19 protein-coding genes are annotated in these 15,747 nt (G+C 52.6%); 8 read left to right on the top strand and 11 right to left on the bottom strand.

The genetic code is table 11. The features are described 5' to 3' along the window. Nucleotides 1–209 precede the first annotated feature (209 nt). The 6 genes from ACR0KL_RS06140 to ACR0KL_RS06165 all read left to right on the top strand — a co-directional run bounded on the left by ACR0KL_RS06140 (nt 210) and on the right by ACR0KL_RS06165 (nt 6,085). Nucleotides 210–1,016, top strand: coding sequence for a BRO-N domain-containing protein (locus ACR0KL_RS06140; protein ID WP_480776790.1), 807 nt, complete (start codon nt 210–212; stop codon nt 1,014–1,016). Further along, nucleotides 1,013–1,366, top strand: a complete 354-nt coding sequence (locus ACR0KL_RS06145; protein WP_480776791.1) for a hypothetical protein — start codon at nt 1,013–1,015, stop codon at nt 1,364–1,366. The genes ACR0KL_RS06140 and ACR0KL_RS06145 overlap by 4 nt, the downstream gene beginning before the upstream one ends. Nucleotides 1,367–1,520: 154 nt before the next feature. Beyond that, the gene (locus ACR0KL_RS06150) at nt 1,521–1,832 is read left to right on the top strand and encodes a hypothetical protein (protein WP_480776792.1); all 312 of its coding nucleotides are present in this window, start codon (nt 1,521–1,523) and stop codon (nt 1,830–1,832) included. A 713-nt stretch (nt 1,833–2,545) separates the two neighbouring features. Beyond that, nucleotides 2,546–3,580: a tyrosine-type recombinase/integrase gene (locus ACR0KL_RS06155; protein WP_480776793.1), complete on the top strand. Its 1,035-nt coding sequence runs from the start codon at nt 2,546–2,548 to the stop codon at nt 3,578–3,580. A gap of 1,286 nt (nt 3,581–4,866) precedes the next feature. Beyond that, nucleotides 4,867–5,562 (top strand): SOS response-associated peptidase, encoded by a 696-nt coding sequence (locus tag ACR0KL_RS06160; RefSeq protein ID WP_480776736.1) that lies wholly within the window; start codon nt 4,867–4,869, stop codon nt 5,560–5,562. Continuing rightward, nucleotides 5,546–6,085, top strand: a complete 540-nt coding sequence (locus tag ACR0KL_RS06165; RefSeq protein ID WP_480776737.1) for a GNAT family N-acetyltransferase — start codon at nt 5,546–5,548, stop codon at nt 6,083–6,085. The genes ACR0KL_RS06160 and ACR0KL_RS06165 overlap by 17 nt, the downstream gene beginning before the upstream one ends. A gap of 257 nt (nt 6,086–6,342) precedes the next feature. On the opposite strand, the gene ACR0KL_RS06170 is transcribed toward ACR0KL_RS06165, so the two are convergent. The 4 genes from ACR0KL_RS06170 to radC form a co-directional block, all read right to left on the bottom strand. Next, nucleotides 6,343–6,489, bottom strand: a complete 147-nt coding sequence (locus tag ACR0KL_RS06170; protein WP_480776738.1) for a hypothetical protein — start codon at nt 6,487–6,489, stop codon at nt 6,343–6,345. A 28-nt stretch (nt 6,490–6,517) separates the two neighbouring features. Continuing rightward, nucleotides 6,518–7,159, bottom strand: a complete 642-nt coding sequence (locus tag ACR0KL_RS06175) for a hypothetical protein (protein WP_480776739.1) — start codon at nt 7,157–7,159, stop codon at nt 6,518–6,520. Nucleotides 7,160–7,329: 170 nt separating this feature from the next. Then, nucleotides 7,330–7,743, bottom strand: coding sequence for a thermonuclease family protein (locus ACR0KL_RS06180; protein ID WP_480776740.1), 414 nt, complete (start codon nt 7,741–7,743; stop codon nt 7,330–7,332). Nucleotides 7,744–7,784: 41 nt separating this feature from the next. Continuing rightward, on the bottom strand, nt 7,785–8,711 hold the full coding sequence (gene radC / locus ACR0KL_RS06185) for a RadC family protein (protein WP_480776741.1): 927 nt from the start codon (nt 8,709–8,711) through the stop codon (nt 7,785–7,787). An 873-nt stretch (nt 8,712–9,584) separates the two neighbouring features. Between radC and ACR0KL_RS06190 the strand changes: the two genes are divergently transcribed. Together ACR0KL_RS06190 and ACR0KL_RS06195 are read left to right on the top strand one after the other, a co-directional pair. Then, the gene (locus ACR0KL_RS06190; protein WP_480776742.1) at nt 9,585–10,418 is read left to right on the top strand and encodes a hypothetical protein; all 834 of its coding nucleotides are present in this window, start codon (nt 9,585–9,587) and stop codon (nt 10,416–10,418) included. A gap of 582 nt (nt 10,419–11,000) precedes the next feature. After that, nucleotides 11,001–11,432: a hypothetical protein gene (locus ACR0KL_RS06195; protein ID WP_480776743.1), complete on the top strand. Its 432-nt coding sequence runs from the start codon at nt 11,001–11,003 to the stop codon at nt 11,430–11,432. Nucleotides 11,433–11,662: 230 nt separating this feature from the next. Here the strand turns inward: ACR0KL_RS06195 and ACR0KL_RS06200 are convergent, their stop codons facing one another. From ACR0KL_RS06200 to ACR0KL_RS06230, 7 genes are all read right to left on the bottom strand, one after another. Further along, the gene (locus ACR0KL_RS06200) at nt 11,663–12,184 is read right to left on the bottom strand and encodes a hypothetical protein (protein WP_480776744.1); all 522 of its coding nucleotides are present in this window, start codon (nt 12,182–12,184) and stop codon (nt 11,663–11,665) included. 436 nt (nt 12,185–12,620) lie between these two features. Then, entirely contained in the window at nt 12,621–13,325 is a 705-nt protein-coding gene (locus ACR0KL_RS06205) for a hypothetical protein (RefSeq protein WP_480776745.1), read from the bottom strand. Between the two features lie 40 nt (nt 13,326–13,365). Further along, nucleotides 13,366–13,932: a hypothetical protein gene (locus ACR0KL_RS06210; RefSeq protein WP_480776746.1), complete on the bottom strand. Its 567-nt coding sequence runs from the start codon at nt 13,930–13,932 to the stop codon at nt 13,366–13,368. Nucleotides 13,933–13,949: 17 nt separating this feature from the next. Continuing rightward, a complete protein-coding gene (locus tag ACR0KL_RS06215) occupies nt 13,950–14,297 on the bottom strand; it encodes a hypothetical protein (RefSeq protein WP_480776747.1) in 348 nt (115 codons plus the stop codon). 262 nt (nt 14,298–14,559) lie between these two features. Continuing rightward, on the bottom strand, nt 14,560–14,799 hold the full coding sequence (locus tag ACR0KL_RS06220; protein ID WP_480776748.1) for a hypothetical protein: 240 nt from the start codon (nt 14,797–14,799) through the stop codon (nt 14,560–14,562). Then, nucleotides 14,796–15,056, bottom strand: coding sequence for a hypothetical protein (locus ACR0KL_RS06225; protein WP_480776749.1), 261 nt, complete (start codon nt 15,054–15,056; stop codon nt 14,796–14,798). The genes ACR0KL_RS06220 and ACR0KL_RS06225 overlap by 4 nt, the downstream gene beginning before the upstream one ends. Nucleotides 15,057–15,066: 10 nt before the next feature. Continuing rightward, nucleotides 15,067–15,741 (bottom strand): NlpC/P60 family protein, encoded by a 675-nt coding sequence (locus ACR0KL_RS06230; protein WP_480776750.1) that lies wholly within the window; start codon nt 15,739–15,741, stop codon nt 15,067–15,069. Nucleotides 15,742–15,747: the final 6 nt, after the last annotated feature.

Below are 15,747 nucleotides of genomic sequence, written 5' to 3' on the forward strand. Positions count from 1 at the left end.
GACAGTCCAAATTCCGGCCAGCTTGAAGACACTGCTCAAGGTACAGGCCGCGCAGAATGATCGTCCACTTAGTAAGCAGGTGCTTTACTGCCTGAAAAAGGCGTCTGGGTGGGAGGAAGCGAATGGACAAATCACACAAAAGTAAAGCCACCGGAGTTAGCGGCTCCGATGGCTTTGGAATGTAAGTCACCCTGAAGAGGAAACTTGAGATGAATGTAGTACCATTCAACTTTAAAAACAATACGGTTCGCGTGATCGAGATCGAGGGCGAACCTTGGTTCGTCGGCAAGGACGTCGCGATAGCACTCGGTTACAGCAACCCGCAGAAGGCCGTGCGCGATCACTGTCGGCGAACAAACCGCATAGGGGGTGCACAAATCGTTCACCCCTCAAATCTGGACCCACAAACCACGATCATTCCTGAGGGCGACGTCTACCGCCTCATTATTCGATCCAACCGGCCAGAGGCACAGGAGTTCGAAAATCTGGTTATGGACGTAATCCTGCCTTCAATCCGCAAGACCGGGAAATATGAGGCGAAAGCGCCGACACATAAGTCGGTGCCGCAGCATCGCATTCAGCAACAACGAGAATCCCGGCTTCAGATGCGTCAGTACCTTGCTATTGGTAAGGAAATTGGCCTGTCCGGCAATCAGTTGATCCTGTCAGCCAGCCAGGCTGTCGCCAAGGTCACTGGCTTTAGCCCTCTGGATGCCATGGGTATCACCCATGTCGACGCACCGACGAACGAGGCGTTGATGACGCCGACCGACATTGGGAAGCAGATGGAGGGCATCTCCGCTCAGCGTGTGAACATGATATTGAAGAATGAAGGATTTCAGATTTCGTTCCGCAACGCCAAGGGTAATCTGGTCTACGAACCGACCGATAAAGGCCGCGAGATCGGAGCGGTCATGCAGGACACTGGTAAGCGTCACGGCGATGGCGTGCCAATCCGGCAACTCAAGTGGCCATCCAGTGTAGTCGACGTTCTTCGGGAAGGTGGTGCGGCGTGAAGCGCCGCCAACTCCTGAAAGCAAGCCTCCGTGCCCTTGCAACCGCTGTCGCCGCCAGCGTAGCGGTTGGTGAAGTCACAGATCCGCACGCAGAGTGGGTCGAGGAACACCGGCAACTGGTCAAGGCATTCAATGGCTCCGACCTGGATGCGGAAGTTTTCGATCGGCGCCGGACCAGGCTGGAAGAGCTTATCAGTTCAACTCCAGCAAGGACGCTTGAAGGCGCGGCGGCTCAGTTAGAATTCGCGATCAGCGAAGAAGCCGACTTTCGGATGATAGGAAATATTCGGGGTAACCTCGATGGGGCATTGCTGAACAACGTTATTCAGTCCCTCAAAGCCATGGCTTAGCAGTACGCATGAATGACGCAATTAGCCCCGCTCTGGCGGGGCTTTTTGGTTTGGTAGGACGCCAGGTGCAAGTTTGTACATTTTTTTTGTACTTTTTTTCTTGTCGGTACACATTTTATGTACTATTTTCTCCTTAGGGACTGAGAAGAACGACATGAAACACGAGCGCATTAAAGTAGACGACATCACCAGCCGGTGCCCGGTTTCAGAGAGACCTTGGTACTTGGTTTTTGAGCGCATCATTCCGATCCCAGGCATGATGGACCAGGCGCCTTTCTGGTCGACGACAGCCCTGACAAATGACGCTGACGAGGTGCTTGACTGGGCGAATTCTGAGAATGAGCGTGACGTGTTCGTCTGTGCCATGTCCTATTCAGAAGCCAGTGGCATTCGCTATCGCCACATGACCTTCACCGATGCAGAAGTTGCGATCTACCGCAGCCCCTACCCTATGGCGGCGGAGTGATCGCCATGTGGATCCCCATCATCCTCGCCTTCTTGAGCGGCTGCTGCAGCACGATCTGCCTGCTGATCCTCCTGGGGAAGGCTGAACACAAGCGTAGGCAGCAATGACTCTCGCTCCGAAATTCGCGCAGCCCGACCGGCAAAAGGCCACTCAAACTCACGGAACCCACTTTCGGTCGGGTCAAGAGAGCGTCCCTCTTCCTCCCTTCGAGGGGCGCTCTCAAGACTTCAGTACGCCATTTGACGGGATCAACGACGAGATCACGGGGTGGGATGAGCGATCGCTGTATCAACGCATACTGCTAGTCCTGTCCCGCCTACTCCTGGCCTTCTTATGCGCCATGATTGGTGTGCTGATCTTCACCAACTGGCCCACATGAGTACTCCCCTGCGAAGGCCTGCCTCAAAACCTGATCCTTCGCACAACTGGCGGGCGGCTGTCCCAGACCCATCCCAGAGTGTCGCCCGCCTCTTTTGAACACCCCCGGCCCACCTACAGCCCCCGGAGCGAAAAGGGCCGCGCATCTACACCGGGGACAACAGAGGGAACAGAATGACGATACCAAACATTGCATCGTTGGACGAAGCGACCAAAGAGCTACGCTGTTTTTCCAAGCAAGCAATCCGAAACGCAGCCGCTGAACACGGCTTCTTAATAAAGATCGGTCGCGGATACGGGATCGATAGGAACGATTACCGGAGGCTCATCAAAAAATGCCAAGGCCCAGCAAAGGAGCCAGACTCCACAAGTACGAACACCGCCCGCAGTGGTACATCCTCGACACCGGACAGCGACCCCGTTCGACGGGCTGCACAAGCCGCGCAGATGCTGAAAAAGCCCTCGCAGCGTACATCGCAACCAAAGGACGGTCAGGTGCTGCAAATGAGCCGGAAAACGTAACCTGTGGTGAAGTTCTCGGGATCTACGCATCCGAACACGCGCCGACTGTCGCCAACCCCGAGCGGATAGGATACGCGATTGAAGCCCTCCTGCCCTTTTGGGGGTCGCTAAAGCTGAGTCACATCAGGGGTGAAACATGCCGCCGATATGTGAAGTGGAGAGACCGCGCGAACGGAACAGTGCGACGGGAACTCGGAGCGCTTCAGGCCGCAGTCAACTACGCGCACAAAGAGGGATACATAACCTCAGCGCCGGTTGTGACCCTGCCGACAAAGCCAGAGCCGAAGGACCGCTGGTTGACCCGCGAGGAGGCCGCAAGGCTGCTCAGGGCCGCTTGGACGGGTGACAGGACCCAGCACCTAGCCCGCTTCATCCTGATTGCCCTATATACCGGCACACGCCGCGACGCGATCCTGCGCATGGGCTTCGAAAGAAATACCCTCGGCGGATGGTTCGACCTGGAACACGGCCTCATGTACCGAAAGGGCGACGGAGAGCGAGCGACCAAGAAACGCCGTAAGCCTGCCAAGATCCCCCGCCAGCTTGCCGCCCACCTGAGACGCTGGAAAGCCAATGGCCAGCAATGGGCCGTAGAGTACGAAGGCGCGCGCGTGGGCAGTATTAAGCGTTCGTTCCGCAATGCAGTCAAAGCGGCCGATCTTGAAGACGTCACGCCCCATACCTTGAAGCATACGGCAATTACATGGGCGCTAATGAACGGCGCAAGCACATGGGATGCTGCCGGGTTCTTTTCGACCTCAGCAGAGACGATTGAGAAGGTCTATGGACACCATAGCCCGTTGCACCAAGCGTCCGCCGTTAGAGCTGTGGAAAGAAAGGGCAGATAGTTTTTGTTACGCGTAACGAAAACCCCCTATCCGAAGGACCCTGAACCGTGATCAAACGAGGGGAATATAGGGGTTATAGCGTGAACATAGGGGCCGGGGCTGTCTTCGGGAGGCAGGGGTCGGAGGTTCGAATCCTCTCACTCCGACCAATTAAATCAATACCTTACGTTGATTTTTCGAGACCCCGATTTCCCGAGTTTTTGTTACACGTAACGAAAACCCTACGATTCCGCGCCCAATCTACTGGATGTTTTGTACTGGGCTGAAGCCACCTCTGGCCATTCCGGTAGTCTATTCGGCGCCGGTACGTCGTGCCGTTCCAGCCACTCTTTGATCGCCATCCAATGGTCTTGGGGCTTTGACGTGTACCGGCGCGAGTGCAGATCCGCCATCGATATCTCCAATTGGCGCCACCACACGATCTTGAGCTTCAGGCCGTGAGTCTTGGCCCATGCCCTCAGGGCAGCATCCCACTCGTCTATGCGTCGGGATTCGAGTTCCTTATGGAGGTCGAAGGGGATTCTGTTGGGCCACGCCATAAGGAACATTTAGAGAACATTCTAAACGCCGCCAAGCCAAATTTCATTCAAACCTGTCGGGGTTCCTCCTAACGGCACTAAAGCCGCAGTCCGGCTGTTCGACGTCATGTTCGAAGGATGCGACGCGCCGAACTCGTACCCCCTCATTTACAATCGCAAACCCCATTCAAGACGCGCCGCACTTACCCGCTATCGAATTTGAATGTTTGAATTGTGACAGATTGATGAAAGAGACGTGGGAAGCTTGCTGACGTTACGGAAAGCACTTCATCGCTATCGTTGGTTCCTTGAGGGTTTCGTTGGGTGACACACCGAACCAATTAACCCCCTCAAATCCAGTCGGAAAAACCAGAACGTTCTAAAATACAAGCGTGTCACCCAGGGTCTGAGGATCTCATTGCGGCGAAATTGTGTCCACGATTCATTGCGAAACCTTTCGTTTCAGCCATGGAAACAAATCGTTTCGCCGCAAAACTGGGCATTACGGGGTTTCCCCAATTTTAACCAAAGAGCTTTGGTGTCACAGTAGATCAGACTACACGCACCTCCACTCACTCACGGGTGAGAAAAAGGGGCTGGTCCTTACCCCCTCGACCAGCCCCTCACATCACCAAAACCCTTAAGATTTCAAAAAAAGACAGCTTTAGCGGAAATTCGTATCTTGCTGCGATCCACTTGCGGGTCGATCGAAGACGCCAAAACGCCCAAACTTGTCCAACTCTCGTCTTGTGCGTAGCCTTTGGGGCCATGTGCAACCTCTACTCCAACACCATCCCTGCCACAGCAATGCGCCAACTGTTTGATGTGGCCGTTGAACGTGACAGGCTTGGGAATGCAGAACCATTGCCAGCCATCTACCCGAAGCACTTAGCCCCTGTAGTAAGGAAAGATGACGAGGATCAGCGTGAGCTGGTCCCGCTGAGTTGGGGCTTCCGTACCACCAAGAAGTCAAAGAAAACCGGTGCAATTATTCAACCCGGGGCTTGGAATAACGCGCGCGATGACAAGGTTCGCTCAAACGGTTTGTGGAAGCAGAGCTTTGAAGAGAGGCGTTGCCTTGTTCCGGCGAGTTCGTTCTGTGAGGCCAAAGGAAGAAACCCGGCCACTTATTACTGGTTCGCCCTGACAGGTGATGAAGGCCGCCCGCCATTCGCATTTGCTGGTATGTGGCAAACCTCGCGATACCAAGGCAAGGACGGGCCCGAAGAGGTTCAAACCTACACCGTCATCACCACAACAGCTAATGACCTGGTAAAGCCCATACACCCGCAGAGAATGCCCGTCATCCTCAAGCCGGAGGACTATGGGCAATGGATGGACGGCAACGCGGATGATGCATTTGAACTGTTGGAACCCTACAATTCGAACGACATGCAAATTGTTCGGTTTGGCGAGGGTGAGAAGTCGGACCCAGTAGGAATAGACGATGGAATTTACGACTGATTACGTAGACAAAGCCGACGCCATCATTGCGATGTTTTTCGAAACCTTTGCCGCATCGGAAGGACCCGAGGCTGGAACACTGATTAAGGCGTTAGTGGCCGATATGCTGACTTCGCTTGCATCTGACGACCTGCACGTGTTCACGGCAATAGAGAACGGAGAGGTCTTAGCCAGTATCATTTTCACACGAATGATCTATGCCGATGATAGTCGGACGGTGTTCATTCTTGCGCCCGTGGCGGTGGCAACCGCTCAACAGGGTAAAGGACTTGGGCAACGATTGATTAAACATGCCCTGCAAGCACTAAAGGATCGTGGGGTGGATGTTGCCCTGACTTATGGTGACATCAACTTCTATTCAAAAGTGGGCTTCGCTCACATCACAGAAGCCGATGCGCAACCGCCCTTGCCTTTACAGTATCCAGAAGGATGGTTGGGCCAGACCCTGAAATCCGGATCATTCCTCCCGCTTAGAGGTCCTTCGAGATGCGTTGGCCCGCTTGACGATCCAAACCATTGGTGACGCAACATAAGGCGCATGAGTGCATCTCCGTTACTAACCATGATCCTCAACCTCTTCGCCTTGATCCACAACATCGAAGAACAGCCAGAGAACAATCATCGATCCGAAAGGTGACCAGCAAAGCGAGATTATCCACCACGGCCAAGGGCTATGGCCACGGTCTCTAGCCATATCTCCAACTATTGAAAATATTACCCACACGAGCGCTATTGCGGCAAGGATTCCGAGCAGCGCAACTACGCCTTCCACGCTCATCACTATTGCTCCAGTCTTGCCAAAAGCGCCCGCTCGATTTTTAGATTTTGTTCTAGGACCGCTCGGCGTTCGTCATCCTCGCATCCGGCCAGTTCTTCTTCAATCTTGGCCATGTAGCGCTGATAGGATTCGCGGATCGCTGACTTCATCTCTCACCTCCAGCGTCTAGCGCGCAAATCACACCCATGCTCGCAAATCAACCAGTAGGCTCGTCGCATCTTGCGCGGCCTGTGCGGAACACACAAACCAGTCAACACGAGCGAAAAACGCCACGGTCAAGAAGGCAAGAGGTACTATGACTTCGACAAAAATCGGGAACCCAAAATCGACATACGTTTTTGCTGCTGCATAAATCCTTGACCGATAGATTTGTCTATTATGGGTTCGAGAAAGACGCGCAGTCTTTTTGTCATATTTTGCCTTTGCAGATGCAAGCTTCTTTCTATCGTTTGAGTCAGTTGTTGACAGACCGTCCAAGTAACTGCGCAAATCTCGTTCGACTGTTCTCTTTTTTAACGTCCAATAGCTTTCCAGTTGCGAAAGCTGATTGTCCAAGCCGTCTTGGATTTCGCTGTCTATTGCGACGAAACGAAAGAAAACCCCTGATTGAAACAGCCTCACGACAAATAGAGCAGTGTACGCAAACAGCAGCCACCGAACTAGCGACAGCATCTCGCTTGACGAAATACGCACGTCCAGACCGAGAAGTCTGATCTGCGAGAACTCAACCACACATTGGTTGAGGAAAATATACATCACGGAGACGATAATGACAGCTCGACCAGCCTTCACGTGGTCGTTGTGGTCCAGAATAGACAACCTCGAAAAATCCTTAGTTTCTTGAAATGCATTGCCGTTGATTTGACAGTCTTAGCAATCGCTTGCAGCGCACAAAACAAAAAAGAACACCCCAGCCGAGTCCAGGGCAAGTCGAGGGGAAGTGGTATCTAGTTTAGTTCACCGCCGCACGCTGCATAGCGACCCAGATCTCACTTGCAATAACCGGCCCGCTTGAGCCGTGATTGAGCTTCTGGGGTTTCTAGGTGTCGATACTTGCCACCCGAGTATCGTTCGCAGTCCAAGGCATGCCCTGCAGCGATAACGGCGGCACTTAGGTTTTCGCCATTTACGAAGCATGTCCCGATGTGGCGGTCCCCGTTCATTTCGCCTGTCAATTCACAACGGACGGTCTTGCCCTGAAGGTGGTCTATCATCCACTGCTTGCCTTCCTGGCCGTCCTGCGTTTCAAGTTCGGGCGCATCAACGCCCTGAAAGCGTACAGGTATCCCCTTCCTCCCGTTCATAACAATCGTATCCGCGTCGCGAACATAGATGTCCGAAGATACAATCCCGCCTGAATCGCAGGCTGCTAGTAGGGCTATCAGGCAAAAAAAACGTTTCATCGGTCGGCTTGTCCCCAAAAGTCAGCCAATCACGTATTCGGCTACAGTCTCGTTAGCAACCCGTTCGAGCTGAATGAGTACTCTTCTTTTTTTCCAATGATGACATGGTCATGGACCAAGATCCCCACGGTATCGCACGCGTTCTGAATCCGCTCAGTCATCAAAATATCTGGCCGGCTGGGGGTCGGGTCACCCGAGGGGTGGTTGTGTACTAGGATGAGCGCACTCGCATTGAGTTCAAGGCCACGTTTCACAACTTCCCGCGGATACACCGGCACATGGTTAACGGTGCCCCTTGCCTGCTCTTCGTCAGCAATCAACACGTTCTTACGGTCCAAATACAGCACCCGGAATTGCTCTACCTCTCGGTGAGCCATGGCTGTACGGCAATATGTAACCAGAGCTTCCCATGATGACATCACATCCCGCTTCAAGACCTGCGCCTGGGCCATCCTGTGCCCGAACGCTTCGACCACGCGCAGATGGTAGTAGACCCAATCGTTTGCTCCTTCGACTTGGAGAATACGATGCTTGGACGCAGCAACCACACCGTTCAGATCACCAAACTCAGCCAGAAGGCGCTTTGCCAGTGGTTTCACGTCGATCCGTTGGATCGCATTGAATAACAGTAGCTCCAGGAGCTCGTACTCAGGCATTGGCTCGTGACCGCCCTTGAGGAAGCGAGTTCTCAGTCTCTCTCGGTGCCCCCAATAGTGTGGACGTTTGGCCCCGTCATCCCCTTTGACCAAACCGCCGCCCGCGGCATTTTTTGGCGATAGTCGGTCACGGTTGACATAGGCGGGTGCGTAGGCCGGTTCCAAAACTGCGTCAGGCGGTGGAGTACGGGCTTCCAGATCCTTAAGGCCTTGCAGCGCATCTTCAGATAAACCGCCCTGTCCTTCGTATTTGACCAGCTTGCCGAACCTGTTCTTATCTCCGGCAATGACTTGTTTGAGATGATCGAGCATTTGGCTTTTCATTAATGGTTCCGCTTCAGGTGCCTACGACGAAACCATGCTCTAGTGTTGGTTAACGAACGGTAAATTGCCATTCAGCCAATTGTTGTCAGCGTCGGGGGACATGCTTCAGCCCATCGCTTTGGTCTTCCAGCAGAGCCTACGGAGCTCATGATCGGTCAAGTCTGCTTTCTACTGTAGGCTTAATGATCCAAGCTTCTCGGCCCATCTTTCGGCGTGCTCACGAAACACTTCAGACCGGTCAACATACATGGCCATCAGCGCGCATCCAGCCCACATGGCAGCGCTATACTCTGCATCCGTTTCTTGCATCGCATGCGCATTTGCGACGGCAGAACCAGGTGTTGCTCGCTCGTGTTTCAAATAGGGCTCCCAATAGTCGACCACAGGTCCGAAGACAGGCTAAATCCGATCAGCCGGAACCCCGTTTTAATAATCATTATGGGCATTTTGAAGGCCGGGATACCTTTTTAAACGACAGACCGTCGATGGTTTCGCCAAGATGTTTGAACTGACCGGCTTGAAAAGTCGCCTTCGACATGTCTCCAAGTCAATTAACGCTACTTGTTGCTAACCTTCTGCGGGCGGCAGCGTGCCAAAATTACTGGCACTAAAGTGCGCGCGAGCATCTGCTATCAGAAGGAAGGCCAAAAAGTGACAAAACCAACGGCGTTTTTGCCAAGGGTTCGTGGCGCATAATTTTTTAACGATCTTGGTCACGGCTCGACGAGTGACAAAAACGACCGTTTTGACAAACTACTTTTAGCAAGGGGTTTGTTTCTGTTGTACAGGCGAAGCTTGTCGGATGGCGAACAAGAGCGTTAAACTATTGGCATTTCATACAGTCTTTTTTTGGAGGCTACGTTGAGCTTTCTTTCGAGTATTAGGTCCGTTGACGCCGCTTACATCGCCCTGTCAGATCAGGATCAGCGATCCCGGCAACGTAAGCTTGCCTTTTGGATCGGGATTATGGCTATTGGGCTAGCGCCCGCCGTGCTATGGATAGACAGCCTATTTCCGCCCGGTTGTTATCGCAAAAGTATCAGTGCCTATTTTTACGAACCACGCTCTGGCCCCGTATTTGTATTCATTCTTGCATTTGTTTCCGCGTTTATGTTTCGCTATCGCGGAGAAAATAGATGGGACGGCATACTTGCAACAGCTGCTGCTGCTTTCGCGATCATTGTCGCGATTGTGCCGACTGATCTAGACGTTTTCTGTACCGATAGCGGGCACCAAGTCGACTTGCGCGGCAGTATCACATATGCGCTCGAGACGCCGAGGGCGCTGGCAATGGATGCGACGCTATTTGCGTCCGTTACCGATGGTGCAGAGCGATTGAGCATCGAAGACCCACAAAAGCTGTTTGCAAGCGCGGTTCTATTGCACGTCGTCGCGGCTATATTGTTGTTGTTGGTTCTTCTTTACTTCACTGCAATCGCATTTCGTCGAAAACGAGCGGAGGACTTTGTGGGCGACAAACTCCGATGGCAGAAAAAAACTCGCAATCGCATCTATGATTTTTGCAGTGTGCTGATGATCGCAAGCCTGGCTCTAGCAGGCGCCGGGATTATTGGCTTGGGCGCAGATTGGTCATTACACCCAGTCTTCCTTGGTGAAGCAGGAGCGCTAGCGGGGTTCGGCATTGCGTGGCTGGTGAAAGGTCGATTCTGGTTCGGCTGGCTCGACAGTGTATGAGTTAAGGGAGAATCGGGCGCAGCAATGCTATTCGACAGGGGTGGTGCTGTCCGTAAGCACAGCTTGGGACACGGCCTTGTCAAATGGGGTCGCCCTCCCCCTGTCGGCTAGGGGAGTTTGGTGTGTCAAAATCCCGCTGGCCCAAGAAAAAGGAGCGGCGGGACTAGCGGCCCCGCCTCAATTCATTCCGCTACGCAGGAAATGTCCGCTTTGAACTCATACCGGCATTGGTTGCCGTTCGGATTTTTGCACTTTCAGTAGGTGGCAAACGTCGCATTCCAGACATTCACAGCACGGCGTCTGGTGGCTTATTGGCGGACGAGGCCGTCGTTTTGGACAAAACGGCGGATGACCGAAATTCATCTGGATAAAAACGAGCGCTCCATGTTTTGACGCAAGTATTGCCTTATTTCTGGTACAGTTACGTGCTATCGAACGATTGTGATAGAACCGAATGTCATCCAATCAACGAAGCTACGCGTCGCCAGCATACACATTGTGTGGGTCTGCGTCGGGCTGATTTGGCCTGTACTCTATGTATTCGCAATTCACCCAGCCAATCATATCGGGGGGTTTTTCAAAGTGCTTTTTGCGCTTTGCGCTTTGGCAAGTGGTTTTCTTGCATTGAGCGAGGGTCGACGAACGTGGCTTATTTTCAACACACCGGGAGGCTGGAAAGCCACAATAAGTGCTGGCAGGCTGAAATGGGATGCTGCCATACCTTGTGAGAGTTTACCGATAGACGTCGCTCTGGGGGAAATTGCAAAAGCACTACGGTTGGAAACTCTCCGTACAAGCAAAGACAGTGACGGCGAGTACACCGAAATCAGGGAACGCTTCGAGCTTCATTTGACCGACGACCGGATCCTGACCTTTGATCGCGAGGCCACAGGCATCAACCCCCATCGGGTTTTTTTTGAACTTGCAAAGCAGGGCATTCGCTACGAATTGTGGTCGCAAGATCTCACCAAGGGCAGCGTCAATACGTCGAAGATATTTCAAAGCGTGTATTGAGCTACACCGATGGCACGCTGTCATTTGCAGTAGTCGTGGCACTTGGTGCTTTGCGCTTGAAGTAGCCATTCTCCACAGCAGGTTCAGGCAAAATCATTGAGTTCTTAGCCGCCGTTGCGGTCCGTCTAGGACGCTGTTAGCGAATTTGGCAACTAGCAACCCCGAAGTGGGCTCTCGACTCGCCTCGACTATCCAGCCTAACGGCTCACTACTGAAACTATTTGGCCGCGCTACTTAGTCCCTCGATTGCCAAGGACCGGCACTGGTGCTTCAACGTAAAGCTTACGGAACTCTGTCAGCACCATTTCAACCGCCGCATCAAAAGTCCCCTTGCTGAATGATAGGCTTTTTTCAACCTCATAGATGTAACGCCAATCTATGAAAGCGTTTTGGTGCTGAATTAGGACGCTACGAAGATCGTAGTCCGCGAAAGAAAAGTCCGGATACAAAGGCGCTACAGACAGTTTGAATTCTTGGTTTAGCCTACGTTGCGTCTCTGGCTTTAGCTTATTGAAAAGTTTGACCAAGTTATGCTCTCGAGGGACTTTCGGATTGTTGTGGTCGAAGACGAACCACGCCTTTAAAGCTAATTCCATCGCCAAAGCTAAAAGCATGGGTTCGACACCGATATGATCGAGGCTGTCACTATCCCAATGCTCAGTTTCATGAGGATTCGGGATTTTTCGGGATTTGACAAGGATGCCGTTCGCAGCTTTGGCAATTCGGATCGAGGTGGTTAGACGGTGGTTCATATATCAGCTTTTAGTTACCCATGTTTTGTAAGCGGCATAGCTAAGATCGTAAACCTGAGCCAAGTTGACTGCATTGCGAATAGCTGCCGTTGTTTGTTCTTTTTTTATCAACACAGCGAACGGCGGCTTGGTGGCCCTTGTTGCAGCGGAGCCGGTGGCGCGACCATCTGTCTGGAGGCCCGTTCTCAACGGGCTTGGGCAGTCTTTCTTTGCCTCTACCCTACGCATCATCCTTCACTACATCGAAAAACAGCCACAGAACGATCATCGATCTGAACGGTGACCAGCAAAGCGAGATTATCCACCACGGCCAGGGGCTATAGCCTCGGGATTCGGCCGTATCTCAGACTATTGTGTAGATCACCCGGAGAAGCGCCAATGCCGCCAAAAAAACGATCAGTCCGATCAATCCTTCCATGCTAGATTCTAGCGCTCCTTATCGTGAACTATTGCCCTTTGGAATCCAGGTTCGAGATTCACGCTCCATCACCAGGGCTTTCTCGGTTACTGGGTGTTTTCGTTCAATACTCTCTCGATAGATATAGCCTATGTCTTTCCAAAACTCCGCAATCGCCCAAACAAAACCTTTCAGGTAATCAAGGCTTAGATCCATCCGATCGACGTTGTGGCAGTCTTCTGGCAAATAAACGAGGCCAAATTCTGGCATATCTTCTGGAGGCGGAAGCCAAATTTCTGGCCTACTTTGAAACAGTTTTTTTGCCGCTGGTCCATTTCCATGCCGACATACGTTTCCTAGTTTCTGCAAGTCATCCAACGCGTAGTAGCTAGGAAACTCCTCCATGCTGATACCCCTATAATCTTTGAAGAGATCGCAGAGTTTTTCCCATTTTGCCGTTTGGACGCTCTTTTGGGATATTTCCGATGAAGCTAACTCTTCAGTAAATTTAGCAACGTATGCTCGAAACTGCCGCTCCCAAATCGATTGGATCGATAGCGCGAATGCCTTCAAAGCTTCATCTCTTACATCGCGCATATCCTCAACCCAAAATGGCGCGAAGTCATCTTCACTCTTCTCTAAGTCTGCTAGCCGTTTATCAAGACTCGTAATGGAAACGGAAACCACGTCGTCAAAATAGTTCAGGATCGCAACGTCGTGCCTGGCAGCGTGTACGTCCGCCATACAATTTTTCCATCTAAACACCTAAACCTCACTATCCTCACTACGGTATCCTGCAAAAAAACCACCAATTGCCTGCAAGGCCCCAACAGTTCGCACCTTTCTCAGTGGTTGAACCGTTAACAACACTCACAACGGCATCAATGCCCGCGAAGAAGAACACAAGTGCGCTTATAGCGGTGCAGAAAGCTGTCAACTGAGTTAACACTCGCATCCACCAAAGCGCATTGGCACCCTTTTCTTTCAGTATGAATGGGTATTCCCAAACATATATTGAGCGCGCCTCATATTCGGCCTCTAAATACATGACCAAGTATGAAAGAAGAGAAACAACGACAGATGCTGCGACCCCCCACGCGAACCAAACCAGTGCATCAGCGGCGGCACGGATATCAATCCGCAAAGCACCATCTCCACCCGCAATCGTTGCAACGAATCCAAGCACAGCAATAACAGCACCACCGTTAGTCAAAAGGAGTGCTTTTGCAGCAATAGACGAGAACTCAATCGCTGACTGGTTGCTTGAGCGGAGATCCCCTCGGTGAATCTCGTGCTCTAGCCTTGCCTGTTCCATGCGCAGATCGTACTGCGCTTTAGTCTCCTGTTCCAAGTCTATACCACTCGCCCCTATTCCGGCTTTTGCCCGCCGTAAGCGTCCAGCACCATTTTGAAATAGGTAGCGGTGTCGTTGGTGTGTTCTCCTAAACTCGGCCAAGCGAACGGGAACTCTCCCATCGTGCCTTCCCACTGGATTTCCACCCAAAGCAGCTTTGCAAGCTCCTCAACTTTGTTTGCCTTTTCTATGTCGGGCCAAAGGTCATCGCTTATTGAAATCCAAACCTCGTCGTCGTCATGAATGTCTATGTCAGCAATGATTGCTGCAAATCGCTCGTTCACTGTTGTGGCATCTTCTAAGAGCGCCGAGCGAAACAGTAACTCTACTTTCTTAGTATCCAAACCCATCGTTAAAGCCATGTGAAGCAATCCTTTTTTGAAAATCCCAATCCAAACTGAGGCCGAACGGAGTCGTTTACAACACCCTAAAAACAAAAAAGCCCGCCAGCGCGGAGCTGACGGGCGGAGTTGTTTGCAGAACAGGGACGTCTGCTAGGTTGATAGGACATCCTTTCATGTTTGGAGGTAGCGAGCCTGATACCCGACGCCGGTAGATGGTGTTTGCCATGCCTGTTCTTGTGGGTTGGATTGTGATGATTTGCGACGCACCCCGGCACGTGGGTCAGCCGATTTTCTTGGATGCTCGAACTCGGCCGAGAATAGCCAGCAAACCACCAGCGGCGCCGACAATGGACAGCACGTATCCCTTTGCCTCTTGCGTGTCGGCGGGCGTGATATCGTAGCCCATCATTGGACCCACAACAGGTGCGGCGACCTCAAGGATCTGTCCAGCAGAGGCAACGATAGCGATCAGACCGCCCCAGATGCCTTTTGATGCGAAAAAACCTTTTGTGCCGTTCATTTCGCTGCCTCCATTGCAACCGCACAAGTACGTGCGACGTCATCAGAGGCCTCAGGGAAAGCCACTTGGATCAGCGCGCAGCTACTAGCCAACCAGGCTAACTGGGTTTCATCCAGTTTGACCGGATCAACGCCCTGAGCGTTCAGCATCTGGACTCGAACTAGAGCAGCATCCGCTACCGCTTGTTTGCGCTCAGCGTCCCAGCCACAGGCCGCAAGCGAGAGAGCCGCCAGAATGGCGGGGATAGTGAACTTCATGATTCACCTCTTAGGCTTCGTTTTCTGTGATTTTTACGCCGCTTGGCGTGATCTTTACCGGCGTTCCGGTTACCTCTTGGCCATTAGGCCAGCGAGCGGTCAGCAGCCGAGTCTTGACGATGCGAGAGACTGTGACGGCATTGGATTGGTTGCCGCCGAGCACATGAAAATGCGTTTCGTCCTCGCCGTAGTAAAAACCGACATGGCCTTTCCACCCCTGCGGGGACCCTCGCCAGAACAATAGGCAAGCCCCCAGAACAGGGTGAGTGGGAATCCCAAACTCACGCCAATTACGGGCGCCGAGTGGGTTGTTTGGAATTTGGATGTCCTTGTCCCATTGCCGGTAGCAGGTGGCGACGAACGCACCGCACCAAGGAACCTCCCGAGGGTCGATCCAAGACACTGAGGAGTCGAACCACCGGCGTAGTGCGTTCACGTTTCGCTGCTCGTGAAGTCCCTTCACCCGCATGGCCTCGGACATCCAAGGAATACTTGTCTTATCGGGTGCAGGATCCAGCGCTTCCAAAGTAAGGGGGCCTACGAATGGGCGCGCGCGAAAGCCGACTGACTTTTTGAACGCGACAACGGCAGCGTCGGTTCTTGGACCACGCACACCATCAATCGGCCCCGGATTGAATCCAAGGTCGTGCAGCCGGGATTGAACCCAGCGCCAATCAACTGTCATCGGTTT

This window comes from Ruegeria sp. C8, from assembly GCF_056537565.1.